Origin of the sequence: Pseudarthrobacter phenanthrenivorans (assembly GCF_036455295.1) — a bacterium.
Classification (GTDB): Bacteria; Actinomycetota; Actinomycetes; order Actinomycetales; family Micrococcaceae; genus Arthrobacter; species Arthrobacter phenanthrenivorans_C.
On the sequence record NZ_JAYXNX010000011.1, the window covers coordinates 57526 to 78201 of the forward strand.

The window sequence follows — 20676 nt, forward strand, 5'->3', positions numbered from 1 at the left end:
GCCTATGTAACCCATGACTACCGAATCAACCCTAAGTCGCTGACCGTCCACCCCGCATTATCGAACTTCACCATTGCGACACTTCCAGCATTGGTCGCGGCCGTCTTATCTTGGTAAGGGCTTCCGTCCTGATTGTGAATAACGAGTTCCTTCTGCAGCACCTGAAGCACAACTTGCATGGACCCGTCTGTGGAAGGCTTAGCCGTAGCAGCCGGAACTTCTATCTGCCCCCCGGAAATCCACTTGCCTTCCGCCCAAGCTGTTTCAATGTCGTCCACGAGTCCTTGGCAAAAAGCGCATCCCTCTTTGGAAAGCTTTGATAGGGCCGTGGTGTCTCCCGTCTCGTACGCATAGCTCAGCACTGAGAACCAATATTTGGTGAAGGCCTCTGCACCCTCCTTCGTCTCCGTCTTAGCCACCTCCGGAAGTACAGGAACGGGGACGTTTTGGGCCGGTCCTGACGCGTCAGCCGGTTTGTAGACAGCACCGGGTGTCGGAGTGGGAGTAGCAGATGGGGTACTCGTGGCGCCGTCTGTGGCAGCAGGCGAAGTGGTGCCGGGATCTGCAGGGGCTCCGCCCGCACACCCGGTCAAGCCGAGCGCAGCAGCGACGAACAATGCTCCTGCGCCGGAGCGAAAGGCTCCCGTCGGCGCAGCGAGGGGCGTAAGAAAGTTCTGTAATGTCATGGGCCGCTATTCCCCCAGTAGTTTCAAGACGGCTTGCTCCGAACAGTGAGTTAAGGGTAGCCCACGTCACAGTTTCGCGATCAAACTTATCCACAGGCGCCGCCCTCCGTTGTACCACCACGGCCACACGCGCAGAAGTCAGAAAAGAAGCCGGCGCAAAACTGCGCCGGCTTCCCTGGGACGGAAACAAACCTATTGCTGGCTCGGCAGCACCAATTCCCCCGTCTTATCCGTCGACAAGGCGAGCGATGAAACGTACTGCGGGCCGCCGTCGGGAGCGTCCTGGGCGGAACGCACCATGTCCGGCCGTTCGAACTCCAACCCCGTCACGTGGCACAGCAGCTTGGCGTCGCTGGGGTTGCCGTCGGCGTCGAACAGGGGCAGGTCGATCCCGTCGTCAGCACGCCGCAGGTAGTACCGTCCGCGGGTCAGTACCGCCAGGACCGGCGGCAGCACGAGTGCCAGTCCCACCGCGAAGATGGGCGAGTACGGCTGGAGCCCTGCACCGAACGCCCCGAAGAACACCGCGATGGAGACCCCCGCCGACACCAGCATCGACACAAAACCCACCGGGTTCACGGCATACAGCATGCCGCGGCGGAATTCCGGCACTTTCGGGGAAACCTTGAGCAGGTACTTGTTGATGGCGATGTCGGACGCCACGGTGACCACCCACGCCATGGCGCAGTTGGCGTAGAACCCAAGGATGGTGTTGAGGAAGTCGAACATGTTCGCCTCCATCAGGACCAGCGCGATCAGCAGGTTGACCACCACGAACACCATCCGGCCCGGGTAGGTCTTGGTGATGCGCGTGAAGGAGTTGGTCCAGGCCAGCGAGCCCGAGTAGGCGTTGGTGACGTTGATCTTGATCTGGGAGATGACCACCAGCACCACGGCCAGGGTCATGGCCAGCCATGCCGGCATCATCTCCTGGTAGACGCCCAGGAACTGGTGCACGGGCTCCTTGGCGGTGGCGGACGCGGCGGGGTCGAGCGTGGCGATCAGGTAGATGGCAATGAACATGCCCACGGTCTGTTTGACAGCACCGAAGATTACCCAGCCCGGTCCGGCAAGGATCACCGCGCGCCACCACGCGGACCGGTTGGCATCAGTGCGCGGCGGCATGAAGCGGAGGTAGTCGATCTGCTCAGCGATCTGCGCCATGAGGGACAGGCACACACCCGCCGCAAGCATTACAGACGCCAGGTTCGGTCCACCGTCCCCGGACGCGCCCGTGTAGGCGAAGAAGCTGTCGATGCTTTCCGGATGCGAGACCAGCAGGTACCCCACGGGAACCACCATCAGCAGCAGCCAGAGCGGGGTGGTCCACACCTGCAGCTTGGCCAGCGTGGTCATCCCGTAAATCACCAGCGGGATGATGATCATGGTTGACGCCGCATACCCCAGCCACTGCGGAATGCCGAGTCCCAGCTCCAGCCCCTGCGCCATGATGGAACCCTCGAGCGCGAAGAAGATGAACGTGAACGTGGCGAAAATGACGTTCGTGACCACCGAGCCGTAGTAGCCGAAGCCGGAGCCGCGGGTGATCAGGTCCAGGTCGATGTTGTAGCGCGCGGCGTAGTAGGCCAGCGGGAACCCGGTGGCGAAGATAACGACGGCTGCCACCACAATCCCCAGAATCGCGTTGACCGTGCCGTAGGAGATTCCGATGTTCGCGCCGATCGAAAAGTCGGCCAGGTAGGCGATACCCCCGAGTGCGCTGGTAGCCACCACCCCGGCGCTCCACTTGCGGTAGGACCGCGGAGCGAACCTGAGCGTGTAATCCTCGAGGCTTTCCTTGGTGGCGTTGAGCGCGGACGTGCTGCCCGCCGTCGGGGTTGCCGGAGGATGTCCGACGGCGGCGGCGCCAGCAGGTGCCCCCGGTTCCAGCAGTTGGGTTGTTTCCGAGTCGTTGCCCATGGGGTGCGTCGCTTTCGTTTGGGTCCGGGATTCTGCCACTGACGCTATCCACCCCAAAAGACAGCCCGATCACCGTCCTGTTTCTGCTGTGTAAAGCCTTGACTGGACTTGTCAACAAAACGCCGGCGCCGGCATTGTTCCCAACCGACAAAATCCGACCGCTGCGGCGGAACTAGCGTCGGAGGAGACTAATCCCGAGCAAAAGGACGGCAATGACCATTCCGCATCATTCCGGGGACCACCCCATCCTGGAAACAGCCCGCCAGCAGGTCCTTGAACAGGGCATCGGCCTGGCGGAGGCACAACTTGTGGATGTCCTGCGACTGCCAGCTGACGCCCTGCCAGCTGCCCTTGACCTGGCGCATCAGGTGCGCCTGCGCCACTGCGGGGATGAAGTGGAAGTGGAGGGCATCGTCTCCATCAAGACGGGCGGCTGCCCGGAGGACTGCCACTTCTGCAGCCAGTCCGGCGTTTTCGACAGCCCCGTCAGGGGCGTCTGGCTGGATATTCCCGAGTTGGTCAAGGCCGCAAAGGAAACAGCCGCGACCGGGGCGACCGAGTTCTGCATCGTTGCAGCCGTCCGGGGGCCCGACGTCAAACTGATGAACCAGATCAAATTTGCCATCGACCGAATCCGGCAGGAAGTGGACATCAACATTGCCTGCTCCCTTGGCATGCTCACCCGCAAGCAGGTGGACCAGTTGGCTTCGTGGGGTGTGCACCGCTACAACCACAACCTTGAGACGGCACGCAGCTTCTTCGCACACGTGGTCAGTACCCACACTTACGAGGAACGGCTGGAAACCTGCGCCATGGTGAAGGACGCCGGAATGGAGCTTTGCTGCGGCGCGCTGATAGGCATGGGGGAAACCCTGGAACAGCGTGCCGAACTCGCCGCCCAGCTCGCAGCGCTGGAACCGCACGAGGTTCCCCTGAATTTCCTCAACCCCAGGCCCGGCACACCGCTGGAAAACCAGCAGGTCATGGACGGGAAGGACGCCCTGCGCGCCATCGTGGCCTTCCGGCTGGCCATGCCCCGGACAGTACTGCGCTACGCAGGCGGGAGGGAACTCACCCTCGGCGACCTTGGCACCCGGGAAGGCCTCCTTGGTGGCATCAACGCCGTGATCGTGGGGAACTACCTGACCACCCTGGGCCGCCCCGCCGCTGCCGACCTCAACCTCCTGGTGGACCTGAACATGCCCATCAAGGAACTGCAGAAGACGCTATGAGCACGCCGCATCCGCCGCACACAACCGACGCCCCATACTGCGAACTCTGCGGCCTCCTCCTTCAGCCTCAGCCCACCGAGGATGACGCGTCCCGGGAGGAGAAGCACGACGGCGGCCACGCGCCGCCGTCGTACCACCACTCCAGGTGCGCGGACCTTCTCCAGCTTGAGCCCCCGCGCTACTGCGCGTTCTGCGGCCGCAGGCTCAAAGTCCAGGTTTCCCCAATGGGCTGGTGGGCCAGCTGCGCGCGGCACGGAAGGAAAGCCCCGTAACGGGCCTTCCGGCCTCTGGTGTGTTGCTGCCCGGCTGGGAAGAATGGCCGCATGATGTTTGAACACGCGGACGGCAATCCCGTCCTGGAACTCGATGACGAGCAATCGTGGCGGCTTTTGGCGGCAACCCAGCACGGCCGGTTGGTGGTGTCCGTCGCAGGGGAACCTGACATATTCCCCGTGAACTACGTGACCTCCCACCGCAAGGTCTACCTCCGCACGGCACCCGGCAACAAACTCGCCCAGCTGACAATCAACGCCCAAGTCCTTTTTGAGACCGACGGCATCCTCTCCCAGGAGGCGTGGTCGGTCATCCTCCGGGGAACAGCCCGCGTGCTGAGCAACTCGGACGAGGTCGCCGCCATCGAGGAACTCGGCCTGAAGACGTGGGTTCCAACGCTCAAGGACTTCTACGTTGAGATCGAGCCCAAGTCCGTCAGTGGACGGCACTTCGTGTTCGGCGAGCAACCGGAACGCGAGATCTAGGGACTCCTAGACTGGAAGGATGCCGGACACTTCCAGCGTGGACCAGCGCCCCGCAGACATGCCCAGCGCCGACAGGCTCACGCCTGAGCAGCGGAGCTGGAACATGTCCCGCATCCGCGGCAAGAACACCAAGCCCGAGCTGCTGGTCCGGCGGCTCCTGCACGCCAAGGGCTACCGGTACCGGCTGCACGGCCGGTCCGGCGGCGCCAAACTGCCGGGAAACCCGGACCTCGTCTTCGCCGGCCGCCGCAAGGTGATCTTCGTGAACGGCTGCTTCTGGCACTTCCACGACTGCAGGGTGGGGCTGCACGCGCCAAAGGCCAACGCGGACTTCTGGGCTGCAAAGCGGACCAGGACGCGGGAGCGTGACGCCGCCCAGCGACGTGAGCTGCAGGACGCCGGCTGGGAAGTGCTGACCATCTGGGAGTGCGAACTGAAGAACCACTCAGCGCTTGAAACCCAGTTGGTGCACTTCCTCGAAGCCGGCGGCCGCCAGACAAGGAAATCTTGAGGCAATCTTTAGCGGCTGCCGGCGCTGTCCTTGATCCTGGCAAGGCACGATAAACGGGTTGCCGCGATCAGGCAGCCACTGGCAGTTTCGGAGCAGCTACCCTATCCCCTAGCTCCTCCGGGCCAACAGGGCGGACTTGAAGGCAGCAGCAGACGAATCACTGCTGTTGATGCGCCAGTCTGTTTCCTTCTGCATGTCGAACCAGACGAAGCCCATCACATCGGACTGGGCAGCCAGGTAAGACACCAGGTCCGTGTTCCAGGTGGCTTTGGACCCGCCCAGTTCGCTGGACGCAGTCTCTGCGATCAGGACCGGCTTGCCAGGTGCCAGGCTGCGCAGCTGCGAGATGCCGGGGGCGAAGAGATCCACAGGGGAAATCCAGCTGCTCCAGGTTTGTGAGGTGCCCCAGTTGTAGCCGTCCAGGGCCACGATGTCCACATAACCGGCTCCGGGAAACAACGCGGCAAGGTCGGTGGAACCCCAATAGGGCACGTTCGGCGACCAAACCCACTGGACGTTGGTAGCACCGGTGGCGGCAACAACGTCATGCACGTGCCGCCAGGCGGCCACGTAATCTCCCGGCTGGTTGCCGTTGACGCCCTCGGCCCACGGGTACCAGTTGCCGTTCATCTCATGCGCGAAACGCAACATGACCGGCTTGCCCCAAGCGGCGAAGGACTGGCCCCACTGGGTGATGTACGCATCAAAGTCACCTGCCGTGATCCGGGCCAGGGCGTATGCCGGCTGGTCCACGCCGCCTCCCCATGCCCAGGGTTCCCAGGTGACCAAGGGTGTTGCTCCGCGGGAGCGGACGGCGTCCATTTCTGTAATCGGCGGGGACTGCAGGAAGTCCTTGTAGCTCATCACCATGGACGGGCTTTCCCCTGCAAGGGTGGCAACCTCGTCCAGCTCGGTGCTGGCCAGCGGCCCTCCGGGAGTAGCCACGCCGAACCGCAGGGCTGCTGTGCTGACGGCCGGTGGCTGCGGGGCTGGAGCTGCCTGCACCACAAACGTGGCAGAGGCCTTGATGGAGGATGTTTTGGCTGTGATGGTCAGGTTCCCGGTGGACCCGGTCGGAATCGTGATGCCCGTGCTGAAGGTGCCGGTTGATGTGGTTTGGAACGCGAAGGTAGTGGAGCCCACAATCACAGTGCCGGTAGTGGTGGCCTTGAAGCCTGTGCCGGCAACTGTGACAGCTGAGCCGGCCGGGCCGGAGGTCGGATTGAGCGTTATTTGCGCTGACGCGGCTGCGCTGGCCGGCTGGACGATGGACAGCGCCAACGCAGCCCCGATTATGAGCGCGACAAATAAGGTCCTAATGGTTCGGAACACGGCAATCTATCCCCAGATTGAAAGGCGGCCACGGCCGCAGACGGCACCAATGCAGAAAGCATTGGCCTTGATTTTATGGGCAAAAATCCGCAGTCCCATCAAGAAAGCCACAATTCTTGCCGAGTCTTCTGCCAGGAAAAGGCATCAGTCCTAACCTGAAAAAGTACTCGGCACCACCCCCACAAACCCATCTTTCCCCCGCCCGCAACACCAGCAGAAAGGAGTGTCATGAGCACATCGGACGATGCGCCCAGGCCGCTGGTGGACCAGTCTGTCCTGGATCGGCTGCGGGAGGAACTCGAAGAGGAAGAAGGCTACAGCCGCGTCTTCGTGGGGAACTTCATCGAGTACCTGCCACAACGGCTGGGCCGGCTGCGGCTGGCCCTCACCACCGGCGACCTTGAGGGCTCCATGGACGCCGTCCTGAGCCTCAAAACGTCAAGCCAGATGGTGGGAGCAGAGCGACTGGCTGGACTGGCGCTCGAACTGGAGAACGAGATCCGGGCCGAAGCCCGGCACGCCGACATGACAGTGGCGTTGCCCAGGCTCGCGGCCACGTTCCTGCGGCCCATTACGCAGTGCAGCAGGCAGACCATGCACCGGCTGCAGGCTCAGTGCTGTCCCGGCGCCAAGCGGTAGCCCACCCCGCGGACGGTCTGCAGCCAGCGCGGCTGCTGCGGCGAGTCACCCAGCTTTTTGCGCAGGTTCCCCATGTGGACTTCCACGGAACGTTCGTCCGCCTCGCTGATATAGCTGCCGACGTCGTAATCCTCGTCGCGGAGCCGGCGCACCAGGTCTGACTTGGTCCGCACCGTCCGGCCAGCTTCCAGGAGCGCATAGAGGAGTTCGAACTCGGTACGGGTCAGGTTCATCTCCCTGCCGTCGACGGTGACCGTGCGTGAGGCATAGCTGAGGTCCAGCCCGTTGTGGCTGAAGTTTCCACGCTCGGGGTGGGCTGCACTGTCCGGCGACGAGTCAACGGCCACGTCAGCGGGATCCGGAACCGACCGCGGCCGGCGCATCATGGCCGCCACACGGGCCCGCAGCTCACGGGGGCGGAACGGCTTGGTGAGGTAGTCATCGGCCCCGGACTCAAGCCCGATCAGGGTGTCCAGCTCCTCGGTGCGGGCAGTAAGCATCACGATGTAGGCGTCGGAAAACTCGCGGATCTGCCGGGAAACCTCAAAGCCGTCAATGTCCGGCAACCCCAAATCCAGGGTGATGACGTCCGGGTTGAGGCTCTTCGCCATCAGGACGCCTTCCGCGCCGCCGCTGGCGACGGTGACGTCAAACCCAGCCTGGGTCAGCACAGTGCGAACCAGTTCCCGAATGTCGTGGTCATCCTCGATGACCAGACCCACACGTGCCTCACTCATAGAGCCCCCTCAGTGCCAACGTCAGAAGTATAGCTGCCTGCGGATATCCTGCTGGTATGGTCCCGCACACCCCCACTTCCGCGTCCCCGGCGCCATGACCGCCCACACGGCCTGGTCACCGGGACGGCTGCGGTTTTTCAAGCGCCCCTTTCACGAATACCGCCTCACGGACAGGGTGGCCATGAGCCAGATGCCCCTGTTCGTGACCACGATCCTGACAGCCGCGCTGATGTGGGCGTTCTTCCCGGACACGATGAACAACCCCCTGTTCGTGGCGTTCCTCGTATCGCAGCTGGCGATCATGGCGCTGTGCTACGCCATCCCGTGGGACCGGCTGCCCTACACCAGTTTCCTTGCCATCCCGCTGCTTGATTTCGTCTCCATTGCCGCGGGCAGGGAAGGCGGCCAGGACGGCCTGACGGGGATCAGCCTGCTCGCGGTGTTTCCGGTCATCTGGTTCTGCGCGTCCGGATACCACGCGCGGACGGCCCTCTGGTTATCCTTCCTGGGACCGCTGGCCATCATCTGGGTGCCGCTCCTGCTGAAGGGCGACAACAATCCACAGGATTTTGCGCGGTCCCTGTTGCTTCCGGTCATGATGCTCGGCATCGGCGTGTCGGTGAGCGTCCTGACCCTGAGCATGATGCGCCAGCAAAAGCAGCTGGAGGAGAAGGACGAGCTGCTGCGGGCCAACCTCCGCACCAGCAAACGACAGGAATCACTGCTGAACACCATTCTGGACACCGTGCACCTGGGCGTCCTGGCCGTGGATGCGGACGGTCACGACGTCCTCATGAACCGTAAGCAGCGCGCCAACCACGAGCTGGCCCGGCCAAAAGACATTGCGGACCCCAACGAGTCCCAGCTGCTGGTCTTTGGGCCCGACAGGAAGACGTTGATCCCCGTCCAGGAGCGCCCGGTCCGACGGGCCGTTCTTGGCGAAACCTTTACGGACTACCTGGTGTGGCTGGGTGAAGGGAAGGACCAGCGCGCCCTGGTGACGACGGCGCGTGCCATGAAGGATTCCGACGGCAATTTCACCGGCTCCGTCATCGTCTTCAGCGACGTGACGGACCTGGTGAACGCGCTGGCCGCCAAGGACGACTTCGTCTCGAACGTTTCCCACGAATTCCGCACCCCGCTGACGTCCATCCTTGGCTACGTGGAGATCCTGCTCGCCGATGAGCCGGACGAATCGCAACGCGACATGCTGGAGATCATCCGCCGGAATTCGGAGCGGCTCCTGACCTTGGTCTCGGACCTGCTGTCCAGCCGGAACGGGCAGCTGATCGTGACGCCGCATGCGGTGGACGTTGCCGAACTGGTGCGCAGCAGCGTGTCCTCGGCTATGCCACGGGCGGTGGCGGCAGGCGTCGAACTGCGGGCGGAAACCCCGGACCAGCTGGAAGCCCACGTGGACAGTGCCCGCATTTCGCAGGTCCTGGACAACCTGGTGTCCAACGCCATCAAGTACTCGCCCGACGGCGGCGAGGTAGTGGTTTCGCTGGCACAGGAGGACGGGCACGTGGCCTGCCACGTTTCGGATACCGGAATGGGCATGAGCCCGGAGGACGCTTCAGAGGTGTTCGCCAAGTTCTTCCGCACCAGCAGCGTGCGCCGCACCGCCATCCCCGGCGTGGGCCTGGGGCTGCCCATCAGCAAAGCGATCGTCGAGGCGCATGGCGGCACCATTGGCGTCGACAGCACCCTGGGCAAGGGAACGACCTTTACGTTCCGGGTGCCGGTGTAGCAACCCTCACCACTTCGCCCCAGGACTGGCGGGCAAGTTCCTGGATCGAGGCAAGAATGGCCGACGGCGGCTGGCTGAGGTCCAGCGGGTACTCCACGATGTCGATGTCGGTGTTGAGGATGCGGCGGAGCTTGACCTCACCCTTGCCGGCGTAGACGAGCCAGGCGGAGGGCACGGCGAGCGCGGTGCAGTGGGCCAGCATTTGGTAGTGGTCAGCCGTCAGGGAGGCGCCGGCATCCGAGGCAGCCTTGTATTTGGCGTTGTACGCCACTACAGGCCGGCCGCCGAGCATGTGGACCGCGTCCGGACGCACGGAGAGGCGGTCAGCGTCGTTCACGGCCTCACTGAGCAGGACGTTGAAGCGCAGCCGCAGCTCCCCCGGATATGCAGCCATGGCGCTTCGCAGCGCGGTGCCCACAAAATCCCCGAACACCTGCGCCATGTCCACGACGAACGATGCCGTCTGCTGCTTGCCCTCACCCGCTTCAGCCGATGCGTTCCGCAGGATCAGGTCGGCCAGGCGAAGCACGGCGTGGTAGCGCAGGTTCATCCTGGTGGGCTGCCAGGCTGGGACCGGGGCGCCGGATGGAAGGCGGGTGACGCCGTCGAGCTTTCCCTTCAGCTGGCGCAGCCGGCCCAGCACGTCGGGGCGGACGCCGGGCACCTGCCCCATCCGCTCGAGCGCCGCCCGCAGGATCCGGTTTTCGGCGATGTCTTCGGTGAATTCGTCGTACGACACCTCCAAGGGAACCAGCATGCCGGGGCGCCGGGAGATCTGGTCGGAGATCCGGATCCGCCCCTTGACGGTACGGAGCGACTCGTCCACCGTGAGATAGCCCTGCAGGACACCGCGGCCCATGGCCCGCTCGGCGAGCTGCGCCAGCGATTCGGCCAGCGCACTCCAGAGGTCCTGTTCCTCCTCCGCTGCCACCAGGGCAGGCCGGAAGCCCTGCTCCCCCGCGTAACTGAGCAGGAACAGGAGCCGGCTGAGGCCCAGCCGGTCCTTGGGCCGCACGTCCAGCTGGACAGTGGGCGTCCGTACGGACCCCACCTTGCCCACCGGCTCGATGCGGTACAGGCCCATGCCCATGGGCGACGCCTTGGCCAGCCCGCTGGAGTTCAGGAAGGAAGCGCTTGGTGCGTCCAGCCGTTCCACCAGGCCGCTGGACAGTTCGTCCAGGACCAGGTGCCGCACGGACGCGCGGGGATCAGCGCGCTGCAATGCGTCCCAGCAGCTGGTCCAGCCCGAACCGCTCCTCCAGCTGCGCCCGCGTCAGCTGGCCGTGGTAGTGCTCCTCCAGCAGCGGCATCAGCTCGTACTTCCAGATCCGGCGCAGCCCGGCAGGGGTCTGGGCGGCGGGCTTCATAAAGTAGGACGGCCCGATCATCAGGTCGCGGTCCCACTCGTCGATGGCACCGTTAAGCGCGTCCAGCAGCAGAGCCGGGGTGGGGTCGAGCTGGCGGGCCTGCAGGAACCGGTGGAGGGAGCCCTTCACCGGCTCGGTCTGCGGGTGCAGTTCAATGAAGGAAAACCGGCGCCGGATGGCAGCGTCCATCATGGCAATGGACCGGTCCGCGGTGTTCATGGTGCCGATGATGTACAGGTTGTCCGGCAGCGTGAACGGCTCATTGGGGCTGTACTGCAGGTAAATGCGGTCATCGCGGTATTCCAGCAGGAAGTACAGCTCGCCGAACACCTTGGCCAGGTTGGCGCGGTTCATCTCGTCGATGATCAGGAAGTACGGCTTCTTCTCATTTCCGGGCTTCGCGGCTTCCTCCGCCAGGCGGCGCAGCGGCCCGGCCACAAGTTTGAACGAAACCTGGCCTTCGTCGGTTTTGTCCGGCCGGTAGCCCTCGAAAAAGTCCTCGTAGGCGTACGACGGGTGGAACTGGACGAGTTTGACCCGCTCGTCCGTGGTGTCGTCCGCCAGCTCGGCAGCCAGGTGCTTGGCCAGGTAGGTCTTGCCGGTGCCGGGCGGACCGTAGAGGACCAGCTGCCGGTTTTCCTCCAGCAGGTCGGCGATCTCCTGGAGCGGTTCCAGCTCCATGTGCAGCGACGCGGCGAACTCCGGGGTCAGCGGGCGGAAGCCCTCCTGCACGGGAGGGACGACGGCGGCGCCCTCGGTGTCGGCGTCAGGTTCGGTTTCGGCCTCCGCGGGCAGCAGCGCCTGCAGCGCCTGGACCACGCGGGTCACGTCCACCACGATGCCGGGGGTGGCCAGCTGGCGCTGGACGTGCCGGGGCAGGCTGGTGGTGGTGTGGCCGTCGTCGAACCAGCGCACCTTGCGCCGCAGCCGGCGGTTGTCGTCGTTGTACTCGGGCTCCCCCAGCACGCCGCCCAGGCGGACGGTTCCGGCGTGCTGGTAGAGCACCAGGTCGCCCGGCTTCATGACCGTCAGGAAGGCGAAAACCGCCGTCTTGGTGTCCTCGCGCTCCACGTAGCCAAGGTGCTTGTAGTCCTCGTCCACGGCGTGCTGGACCACACCGGCAGTGACGCCGGGGTCCAGGTGGCGGAGATGTTCGACGTCGAGGGTCACCTTTTCCTCGCCGTGCCACGCGGTGAGCAGCTCGGCATGGTCGCTGTGCGTCCGCAGCAGCCACGCGCGCCGGCCGGGATCGCCCACTTTGCGCCATTGGCTGACCAGTTGCCGGGAGTACCAGTCGATGCGCTGGCCGGCCTGCTCGTCCAGGTGCAGGCGGATGCGGTGGATATCGGCGGTGATGTCTTCTTCGGTATCACCGTTGGCCCCGCCCACCAGCGAGGCGAACGCGTCCCGGATCTCCTGCCGCTCCACGTCCGCCACCACGGGCTCGAAGTAGCTGGGCCACGCCAGGAATTCGATGCTGCGGCGGATGGCGGGCTGGTCCTCCGGGGTGGAGGCGGCCAGATGGTGGAACTGCAGCGGGTCCTTGATGGCGGCCTGCACCACGGCGGCCGGGCGCTGCGCGACGTTCCGGACGAACCGGCACAGCCATTTGAGGTGGTCCCAGATGGTCCAGTTGAACTCGGCGGTCCGGTCGCGGATCACACCGTGGTCCGTCATGCCCGCGTACAGCTCCTCGGGAAGCTCGAGCGGCGGTTCCAGCCAGCCGGCGGCTTCAGCAACGCGGGCGCGCTTGACCTTCAGGGACTTCACTTCGTGGGCCAGCGGCAGTGACTGCAGGAAAAGCAGCTCGACGGCGAGCTGCTTGGCCCCGCGCGTGGCACCATCCAGGTTCTCCCGGAGGTTGGTCATCATCGGGGCCTTTGGGTCCGGGATGCCGCGGTCCAGCCGGTCAAGCAGCTCGGCGGCCGCCGGAACGGACCAGGTCCTGGTGCGGCCGTCCAGGGGTGACGCTTTTCCCTGCAGGCCGGGCCCCAGCACGAACCATGCAGCGTCCTCGATCTCCTTCGAGATGCCGAGGGCGCGGGTCATGGCAGCAGTGGCAGTGGGGGTCATGCCCTCAAATTTACAGGGTGAAGCTGGACGCCCGCTCCACGGCAGCTGGCCGCCCCTGCGCCGCCAGCGTTCCGGACCTGCCTATTTGCCGGCGGCGGACCGCCTCCTGCCGAACACGAAGTACCCCATGGGACCGATGAAGTTAACAAAGGACGCGGCCCGCCATGCAGCCTTGGGGCCGTTGATGAGTTCGGCAGGCCTGCGCGAGATGTCCCGCTGGGCGGCAACCAGCAGGGATACCTGCGCCACGGCACCGAGGATGGTGCCGGCCTTGCCTGAAGGCGACATCTCTTTCCACGTCTTCTTCTGCCTGCGTGCGTGGGCCTTGTTCCTGCGGCTCCTGTTCAATGCCATCTTGTTCGGGGCCTTGCTCTTGTTCCGGGCCATCGGGCTTCCTTTCGCTCTGGTGGTTGTTTCCAGTCCAATGTGTCCGGTGCAGGCCTGACCAGAGTCTTAGTGCCTGTAGGGCGCCATCCGGTCTTTTTGTTCCTGGGTAATCCGCTGCACCCGGCCGGTGGCTTCGTCCACGAACGCGAGGTGGCTGCTGGCCTTCACGCAGTCCTCCCTGGTGACAGGGTCCTGGAGCAGGTAGTGGATATCGAAGCTCGCGCCTTTTACGGCGCCGATCCACACCTGCACCACCGCCGGAACGTTGCGGTACTCCAGCGTCCTGACATACCGGATCTTGTGGTCCACCACCAGCGCCAGGGTTCCGTCTGGTACGTCGTTGAACAACGACACGGGAGGTTCGATCCCGGGAAGCCCTGCTCCCCGCGGCGGCCCGAAGGCCGCGATTCTCGCTTCCTCCAGCATCCGCACGATCTGGACGTTGTTGATGTGGCCATAGGCGTCCATGTCACCCCACCGCATGGGTACCAGGACTTCGATCCTCTGGCCGCCGTGCGCGCTCAGCTGCGCACCGCCGTCGAATCATCCGCGGTCTCCCCCGCGTCCGCACCCGCAAACTGGGACATGTAGAGGCGATGGTAGGCACCGGCCGCCCCCAGCAGCACCTGATGGTTGCCTTGTTCCACGATTCGTCCGTTCTCCATGACCAGGATCGTATCGGCATCGCGGATGGTTGAGAGACGGTGCGCGATCACGAAGCTGGTCCGGTCCGAGCGCAGCGCCGCCATGGCCTTCTGGACCAGGAGCTCGGTGCGGGTGTCCACAGAGCTGGTGGCCTCGTCCAGGATCAGGAGCGACGGGTTGGCCACGAAGGCGCGCGCGATGGTGATCAGCTGCTTTTCGCCGGCGCTGACGTTGTTGCCCTCTTCATCGATGACGGTGTCGTAGCCCTCGGGCAGGGCCCGGACGAACCGGTCCACGAACGTCGCCTTGGCCGCTGCCATGACCTGTTCCTCTGTGGCCCCCAGGTTGCCGTAGCGGATGTTGTCGTAAATGGAGCCGCCGAACAACCAGGCGTCCTGCAGGACCATCCCCACCTTGGAGCGCAGCTCGGAGCGGCTGAGGTGGGTGATGTCCACGCCGTCCAGCAGGATGGACCCGGAACTGAGCTCATAGAACCGCATGACCAGGTTCACCAAGGTGGTCTTGCCCGCTCCGGTGGGACCGACGATCGCCACGGTGTTGCCGGGCTCCGCGGTAAAGGAAAGGTTGTCGATGAGCGGCTTGTCCGGGGTGTAGCTGAAGCTGACGTTCCTGAAGTCGACGTGCCCGTCGGTCTTGGCCGGCAGGTGTTCGGTGGCAGTCTCCGCGTCCTGTTCGCCGGCGTCCAGGAATTCGAAAACGCGTTCCGAGGACGCCACGCCGGACTGCAGCATGTTGGCCATGCCGGCCATCTGGCCCAGCGGCTGGGTGAATTCGCGGGAGTACTGGATGAACGCTGTGGCATCGCCCAGGGACATGGCCCCGGACGCCACGCGGAGACCACCCACGACGGCGATCCCCACATAGCTGAGGTAGGAGACGAACTGCATGACGGGAAAGATGATCCCGGACACGAACTGCGCCCCGAAGCTTGCCTTGTAGAGCGCCTCGTTGCGTTCCTCGAACCGTGCCAGCATGTCCGCTTCCCGGCCGAAAACGCGGACCAGGTCGTGGCCCGAGAAGGATTCCTCGATTTGGCCGTTCAATGAGCCGGTGTTCTTCCACTGGGCGGCGAAGAGTTTCTGGCTCCGGGCACCGATGATGCCTGCAGCCACCCCTGACAACGGCAGGGCAACCAGGGCGATCAGGGCAAGCTGCCAGGAAACGATGAACATCATGATCACGATGCCCACCACGGTCAGCACGGAGTTGACCAGCTGGGCGAACGCCTGCTGGAGCGCCTGCTGGATGTTGTCGACGTCGTTGGTTACCCGGGACAGCACGTCGCCGCGCTGGCGGGTGTCGAAGTAGTTCAGCGGCAGGCGGTTCAGCTTGGTTTCCGTGGCATCGCGCAGCCGCCGGATAACCTTCATGACGATGCGGTTCAGGACGTACCCCTGCAGCCACATGAAGATGTTCGCCACGAAGTACATCACCAGGACGATGGCAATGAGCATGGTGAGCTTGTCGAAGTTGATGCCGGTGCCGGGTACCAGCTCCATCCGGGACAGCATGTCCGCGAAGTTGTCCTGGCCCTGCTGGCGCAGGCCGGCAACAAACTGTTCCTTGCTCGCACCGGCGGGCAGCTGTTTGCCCACCACACCGGCGAAGATGACGTCCATGGCCTGGCCCAGGATCTTGGGTGCTATGACGTTGAGGACCACGGAGATGACCACCAGGCCCACCACGGCGGAGATGCCCAGGGCCTCGGGCTTCAGCAGGCCCATGAGCCGCTTGGCGGACGGCCAGAAATGTTCAGCCTTCTTGGCGGGCATGGCGCCGAACACGCCGCCGTCGGCTTCGGTGGGCTGGAATTCAGCTTCGATGAAATCGTCGTCCGCCGGCTGGTGCGGGGCCGTTCGGACCTCCCCCGGAGCCGGCTGGGCGGTCAGCGGTGTCTCCTCCACGGGAGCGAGGTCCTTCTTCCGGAGGCTCATGCCACTTCCTCCACGCTCAGCTGGGATTCGACAATTTCCTGATAGGTGGGCGACGTTTCAAGGAGTTCCTCATGTGTGCCGCGGTCCACGATCCGGCCGTTGTCCATGACCAGGATCTGGTCGGCCCCGGTGATGGTGGAGATCCGCTGGGCCACGATGATCACTGTGGCGTCCGCGGTGGTGTCCTTGAGTGCGGCACGGAGCCGGGCATCCGTGGCCACGTCCAGTGCGGAGAAAGAGTCATCAAAGAGGTAGACCCGCGGTTTGGTGACCAGGGCCCGGGCAATGCATAAGCGCTGGCGCTGGCCCCCGGAGACGTTGGTGCCGCCCTGGGAGATCCGGGAATCCAGCCCGTTTTTCTTCTCCCGCACAAAGGAGTCGCCCTGCGCTACCCGGAGGGCATCCCAAAGTTCCTGGTCCGTTGCCTCGGTCCTGCCGAAGCGCAGGTTGTGCCCAATGGTTCCGGAGAACAGGTATGGACGCTGTGGGACCAGGGCAACGCGCTTGGTAATTTCTGCGCGGTCCAGCCGGTCCACCGGGACTCCGTCCAGCAGCACCTGGCCCTCCACGGGGTCGTACAGCCTGGGCAGGAGGGACAGCAGGGAAGTCTTGCCGGCGCCGGTGGACCCGATGATGGCAACGGTTTGCCCGGGACGGGCAGTGAAACTGATGTTGCTGAGAACCGGGGACTCGGCGCCCGGGTAGGCGAAGGTGACATTGCGGTACTCCACCACGCCGGCGAGCGAAGCAGGAGCCTGCGGGTCCTGGGGCTCGTGGATGGAGGGTTCGACGTCGAGCACCTCGCCGATGCGGTCGGCGCATACCGAGGCGCGCGGGATCATCATGGCCATGAAGGTGCCCATCATGACGGCCATCAGGATCTGCAGCAGATACTGCAGGAACGCGGTCAGCGATCCCACCTGCATGGCGCCGGCATCCACACGTTGGCCGCCGAACCAGAGCACGGCGGCAGTGGAGAGGTGCAGGATCATGGTGATGGCCGGAAACATCAGGACGAACAGGGCGCCGATCCGGAGCGACACGTCCGTCAGCTCCCGGTTGGCCGCACCGAAACGGTCCGTTTCATAGGGTTCCCGAACGAAGGCACGCACCACGCGGATGCCAATGATCTGCTCACGCAATACGGCGTTGATGCCGTCAATTTTCCGCTGCATGGAACGGAACAGCGGGATAAGCCGGACCACCAGGTAACCCACCACCACACCCAGCAGCGGCACGGACACCCAGACGAGCCAGGACAGGTTGAGGTCCTCTCGAAGCGCCATGACGATGCCGCCTATGCACATGATGGGTGTGGCCACCATGAAGTTCAGCCCCATCAGCAGGAGCATCTGCACCTGCTGGACATCGTTGGTGCCGCGGGTGATCAGGGTGGGAGCGCCGAAGGCGTTCACGTCCCTGGCCGAGAAGCTGGTGACCTTCCTGAACACCGCGCGGCGCAGGTCCCGGCCCACTGCCATGGCTGCCCTGGAACCGAAGTACACGCCGGCGATGGCCGCAGCCACCTGCGCCAACGCCACCAGGAGCATCAGCGCACCCGTGCGCCAGATGAAATCGGTGTCTCCACGAGCCACCCCTTCATCGATGATCTGCGCGTTCAGGCTGGGCAGGTAGAGCGCGGCAATGGTGGATGCGAGCTGGAAAATGACGACTGCCAGGATGTACGGCGCGTAGGGTCGGGAATAGCGCCGTATCAGGGTGAGGAGCATGGAGCCCACTCTAGTGAGGACCACCGACAATGGGTGCCCCGGACGGCAAATTTGCCGTGAAAATCCCGCCCGGAAGACATTGCTGCGCGGGGACGGCCAGGGCCATCCCCGCACGCAGGAGGCCGCGGCCCCACCGGAAATTATCCGGCACGGACCGCGGCCTCCACGTTGCTGCAGTTAGCCTGGCGGGCTTCGCCGCCTGGCGGCGCGCAACCGGGCGCAACAGCTGCTGCGGGTCATAGCCCTTGGCGAGGCTCCTCCGGGGAAGCCGCGGACTGGCCTGCCGCTTCCGGGGCAGCTGCGCTGTGCCTGCCGTGGCCCACCAAGTACAGTGCCGCGGCAGCCTGGAGTTTCCGTTCCTTCAGGAGCTTGCGCTGCAGCCTGCTGAGCTCTGCCGCCGTGGCGGCCTGCTTTGCGGCCACCTCCCGCTGGGAGGTCAGCTGTTCCTGGATGTCCAGGACCAGGCCGCCGAGCTCCGCCTGCTGGCGCGCCAGCAGGTGCTGGGTTTCCTGCAGTTTCTGCAGCGTGGCCGCGGCACTGGCCACGGCGTCGGCAGCCTTTTCAACGCTGTCAGCGGTTCCCAGGCCCAGCCCGTCCGGGCTGCCCAGCCCCTCGGAGCTGAAGCTGCGCGCGAACACTTCTTCAAGGTCCTCCGTGGCCAGCCGGCCGGATGCTGCGGCGGCTGCGGCAGCACCGCCGTCGTACCTCTTGGCGGGTGCAGCGGCCGAGCCTGCGCGGGCTGCACTGCGGCCGGTCATCGCAGCGGGAAGGTCCCCTTGCGGAGCAGTGCCGGAGACCATGGGCAGTTGGCCGGTCATCGCCGTCATGCCCGCTTCGCCGGCAGCGTTGGCCTGCGGGGTGGCTTCCGGGGTGATGTCGACGGTCTTGCGCAGAGGCACTTCCTTGATAAAGATCACGGCGATCAGGGCAACCGCGCTGACCACTGCCGAGATCATGAAGATGCCCGCCGTGGCGTCGCCGTAGGCTGCGCGCATGACGTCGGCGACCGGCGCGGGAAGGTCTGCCAGGTCCAGGCTGGCACCACCGTTTCCGCTGGCCTTGATACCCAGCTTCGCGAGCCCGTCAGTGGCAAGTTCCGTCACGTGGTTGGACATGACGGCGCCCAAAACGGACACGCCAATGGCGCCGCCGAAGGAGCGGAAGAAGGCAACGGAGGCACTGGCTGAACCGATGTCCGTGGCGCGGACGGTGTTCTGGACTGCCAGGACCAGGTTCTGCATCAGCATGCCCAGGCCCACGCCCAGGACCGCGGTGTACAGCCCTGCCAGCCAAAGTTCGGTGGTGTGGGTCAGGGTTCCTGCCATCGCCAGGCCGCCGATCAGCAGGATGGTGCCGCCGATAAGGAACCGCTTCCACTTGCCATAGCGGCTGATGAGCTGGCCGGAGACTACGGAGCCGACCAGGTTGCCGGCGATCATGGGCAGCGTCAGCAGGCCGGCCTCGGTCGGGGTGGCGCCCCGGGCCACCTGGTAGTACTGGCCCAGGAAGGTGGAGGAGCCGAACATGGCAACGCCGACGGCAACCGAAGCAATGATGGCCAGTGCGGTGGTGCGCTCGGAGATGATCTTCAGCGGAATGATCGGCTGCGACACCTTGGACTCAACCAGCACCAGCAGCGCGAGCAGGAGGACACCGCCGCCCACCATCACCACGGACTGCCAGGACCACCAGTCGTAGTAATCAGGGTTGCCGGCGAAGGACACCCAGACCAGGAGCAGGCTTACGCCGGTGGTCAGCAGGATGGCACCCAGCCAGTCGATCTTGGCGGGACGCTTGACGTGCGGGACCTTGAGCGTGATCTGGAGCAGGATCAGGGCGACGACAGCGAGCGGCACGCAGACGAAGAACGTCCAGCGCCAGCCGAGGGAGCTGTCCACAATGAAACCGCCCAGCAGCGGGCCGCCGGCGGTGCCGACAGCCATGACCGCACCCATGTAACCGGAGTACTTGCCGCGTTCGCGGGGCGGAATGATGGAGCCGATGATGGCCTGGGCGAGGGCCGTGAGGCCGCCCATGGCGATGCCCTGGATGACGCGGGCGGTCAGCAGGAACGGGATGTTTTCGGAGAAGCCGGCCATGACGGATCCGGCCACGAAGATCACGATGCTCAGCTGGACGAGGACCTTCTTGTCGAAGAGGTCGGCGAGCTTGCCCCAAATGGGGGTGGTGGCTGCGTTGGCGAGCAGCGCGGCCGTGATGACCCATGCGAAGTCCGTCTGGGTGCCCTTGAGCTCGGACATGATGGTGGGCAGCGCGTTGGCCACGATGGTGCTGCTCAGGATCGCGGTGAAGAAGGCGGCCAGCAGGCCGGTCAGGGCCTCCATGATCTGGCGGTGGTTCATGGGGGCGCCGGGTTCGTGGCGCTTGGATTGCCGCGACTCCTGTTTGGCAGTGCGTTGGCGCTGGCGCTCCTGCTCCTGGTCCGCGGCGGCGGTGACGTTAGCCATTGATGGACTCCTGCGTGTGATCGTTGGTGGTTCCGGCCGCCCTTGCCCGGATGGAATTCTTCAGGGATGCGGTGAGCTTGTTCAGCATCGCGGCCGTTGCCACGGCGTCGTCCTCATTCCAGTCGGAGAGGTAGGACTGCAGCGCCTCCGCCCGGTGCCGCACCAGTTCCGCCAGCTTTTCCTTGCCCCTCGGGGAAAGGGCCAGCAGCTGGGCGCGGCCGTCGTCCGGGTCCGGAGTCCGGAGCACCAGGCCCGCGTCCGCAAGCTCAGCCACGTGCCGGCTGAGGACCGGCGGGCTGACCCCCAGCCGCTCGGCCAGGTGCGCCGCCCGGGTTTCCCCTTCGCCGATGAACTTCAGCACCCCCTGCAGGGCGATGCCGGTGTCCTGGCCCTTGACGTTGATCATGGTGACGCAGCGCAATGCGCGCTGGAGGTCGTAGATGTGGCTGACGAGATCGGCTGCAGTGGCCGGTGCGACAGACATGA

Annotated in this window: 18 protein-coding genes; 6 read left to right on the top strand and 12 right to left on the bottom strand. The window is 64.9% G+C overall.

The window, feature by feature from the left end:
• Positions 1-17: 17 nt before the first annotated feature.
• Together VXJ37_RS14940 and VXJ37_RS14945 are read right to left on the bottom strand one after the other, a co-directional pair.
• Positions 18-686: a DUF6318 family protein gene (locus VXJ37_RS14940; RefSeq protein WP_331323822.1), complete on the bottom strand. Its 669-nt coding sequence runs from the start codon at positions 684-686 to the stop codon at positions 18-20.
• A gap of 192 nt (positions 687-878) precedes the next feature.
• Entirely contained in the window at positions 879-2606 is a 1728-nt protein-coding gene (locus VXJ37_RS14945; protein WP_331323886.1) for a purine-cytosine permease family protein, read from the bottom strand.
• A 212-nt stretch (positions 2607-2818) separates the two neighbouring features.
• On the opposite strand from VXJ37_RS14945, the gene bioB reads away from it, so the two are divergent.
• Genes bioB through VXJ37_RS14960 form a run of 4 tightly spaced genes read left to right on the top strand, consistent with a single transcriptional unit; the run spans position 2819 to position 5107 of the window.
• Positions 2819-3838 (top strand): biotin synthase BioB, encoded by a 1020-nt coding sequence (gene bioB / locus VXJ37_RS14950; RefSeq protein ID WP_331323823.1) that lies wholly within the window; start codon positions 2819-2821, stop codon positions 3836-3838.
• Complete coding sequence (bsaP, locus tag VXJ37_RS21195) at positions 3835-4110, top strand: biotin synthase auxiliary protein BsaP (protein WP_440589819.1); 276 nt, start codon at positions 3835-3837, stop codon at positions 4108-4110. The genes bioB and bsaP overlap by 4 nt, the downstream gene beginning before the upstream one ends.
• A gap of 51 nt (positions 4111-4161) precedes the next feature.
• Positions 4162-4596, top strand: coding sequence for a pyridoxamine 5'-phosphate oxidase family protein (locus VXJ37_RS14955; RefSeq protein ID WP_141943377.1), 435 nt, complete (start codon positions 4162-4164; stop codon positions 4594-4596).
• 19 nt (positions 4597-4615) lie between these two features.
• Positions 4616-5107, top strand: a complete 492-nt coding sequence (locus tag VXJ37_RS14960) for a very short patch repair endonuclease (RefSeq protein ID WP_331323824.1) — start codon at positions 4616-4618, stop codon at positions 5105-5107.
• Between the two features lie 108 nt (positions 5108-5215).
• Here the strand turns inward: VXJ37_RS14960 and VXJ37_RS14965 are convergent, their stop codons facing one another.
• Positions 5216-6439, bottom strand: a complete 1224-nt coding sequence (locus tag VXJ37_RS14965) for a glycoside hydrolase family 26 protein (RefSeq protein ID WP_331323825.1) — start codon at positions 6437-6439, stop codon at positions 5216-5218.
• Positions 6440-6667: 228 nt separating this feature from the next.
• On the opposite strand from VXJ37_RS14965, the gene VXJ37_RS14970 reads away from it, so the two are divergent.
• Positions 6668-7078, top strand: coding sequence for an Hpt domain-containing protein (locus VXJ37_RS14970; RefSeq protein WP_331323826.1), 411 nt, complete (start codon positions 6668-6670; stop codon positions 7076-7078).
• Here the strand turns inward: VXJ37_RS14970 and VXJ37_RS14975 are convergent.
• Positions 7051-7815, bottom strand: coding sequence for a response regulator transcription factor (locus VXJ37_RS14975; RefSeq protein ID WP_174237535.1), 765 nt, complete (start codon positions 7813-7815; stop codon positions 7051-7053). The two genes, VXJ37_RS14970 and VXJ37_RS14975, sit on opposite strands and share 28 nt — an antisense overlap.
• Before the next feature lie 94 nt (positions 7816-7909).
• Between VXJ37_RS14975 and VXJ37_RS14980 the strand changes: the two genes are divergently transcribed.
• The gene (locus VXJ37_RS14980) at positions 7910-9565 is read left to right on the top strand and encodes a sensor histidine kinase (RefSeq protein ID WP_331323827.1); all 1656 of its coding nucleotides are present in this window, start codon (positions 7910-7912) and stop codon (positions 9563-9565) included.
• Here the strand turns inward: VXJ37_RS14980 and VXJ37_RS14985 are convergent.
• The 8 genes from VXJ37_RS14985 to VXJ37_RS15020 form a co-directional block, all read right to left on the bottom strand.
• A complete protein-coding gene (locus VXJ37_RS14985) occupies positions 9543-10787 on the bottom strand; it encodes a 5-methylcytosine restriction system specificity protein McrC (RefSeq protein ID WP_331323828.1) in 1245 nt (414 codons plus the stop codon). The genes VXJ37_RS14980 and VXJ37_RS14985 overlap by 23 nt on opposite strands.
• The gene (locus tag VXJ37_RS14990) at positions 10774-13005 is read right to left on the bottom strand and encodes an McrB family protein (RefSeq protein WP_331323829.1); all 2232 of its coding nucleotides are present in this window, start codon (positions 13003-13005) and stop codon (positions 10774-10776) included. The genes VXJ37_RS14985 and VXJ37_RS14990 overlap by 14 nt, the downstream gene beginning before the upstream one ends.
• A gap of 81 nt (positions 13006-13086) precedes the next feature.
• On the bottom strand, positions 13087-13392 hold the full coding sequence (locus VXJ37_RS14995) for a PLD nuclease N-terminal domain-containing protein (protein WP_440589820.1): 306 nt from the start codon (positions 13390-13392) through the stop codon (positions 13087-13089).
• Positions 13393-13458: 66 nt separating this feature from the next.
• Positions 13459-13875: an acyl-CoA thioesterase gene (locus tag VXJ37_RS15000; RefSeq protein WP_141943389.1), complete on the bottom strand. Its 417-nt coding sequence runs from the start codon at positions 13873-13875 to the stop codon at positions 13459-13461.
• Between the two features lie 38 nt (positions 13876-13913).
• Complete coding sequence (locus VXJ37_RS15005; RefSeq protein ID WP_331323830.1) at positions 13914-15992, bottom strand: ABC transporter ATP-binding protein; 2079 nt, start codon at positions 15990-15992, stop codon at positions 13914-13916.
• On the bottom strand, positions 15989-17722 hold the full coding sequence (locus tag VXJ37_RS15010; RefSeq protein WP_331323831.1) for an ABC transporter ATP-binding protein: 1734 nt from the start codon (positions 17720-17722) through the stop codon (positions 15989-15991). The genes VXJ37_RS15005 and VXJ37_RS15010 overlap by 4 nt, the downstream gene beginning before the upstream one ends.
• A 236-nt stretch (positions 17723-17958) precedes the next feature.
• A complete protein-coding gene (locus tag VXJ37_RS15015) occupies positions 17959-20190 on the bottom strand; it encodes an MDR family MFS transporter (protein WP_331323832.1) in 2232 nt (743 codons plus the stop codon).
• On the bottom strand, positions 20183-20674 hold the full coding sequence (locus VXJ37_RS15020; protein WP_331323833.1) for a MarR family winged helix-turn-helix transcriptional regulator: 492 nt from the start codon (positions 20672-20674) through the stop codon (positions 20183-20185). Before VXJ37_RS15020 ends, VXJ37_RS15015 begins: the two co-directional genes overlap by 8 nt.
• Positions 20675-20676 lie beyond the last annotated feature (2 nt).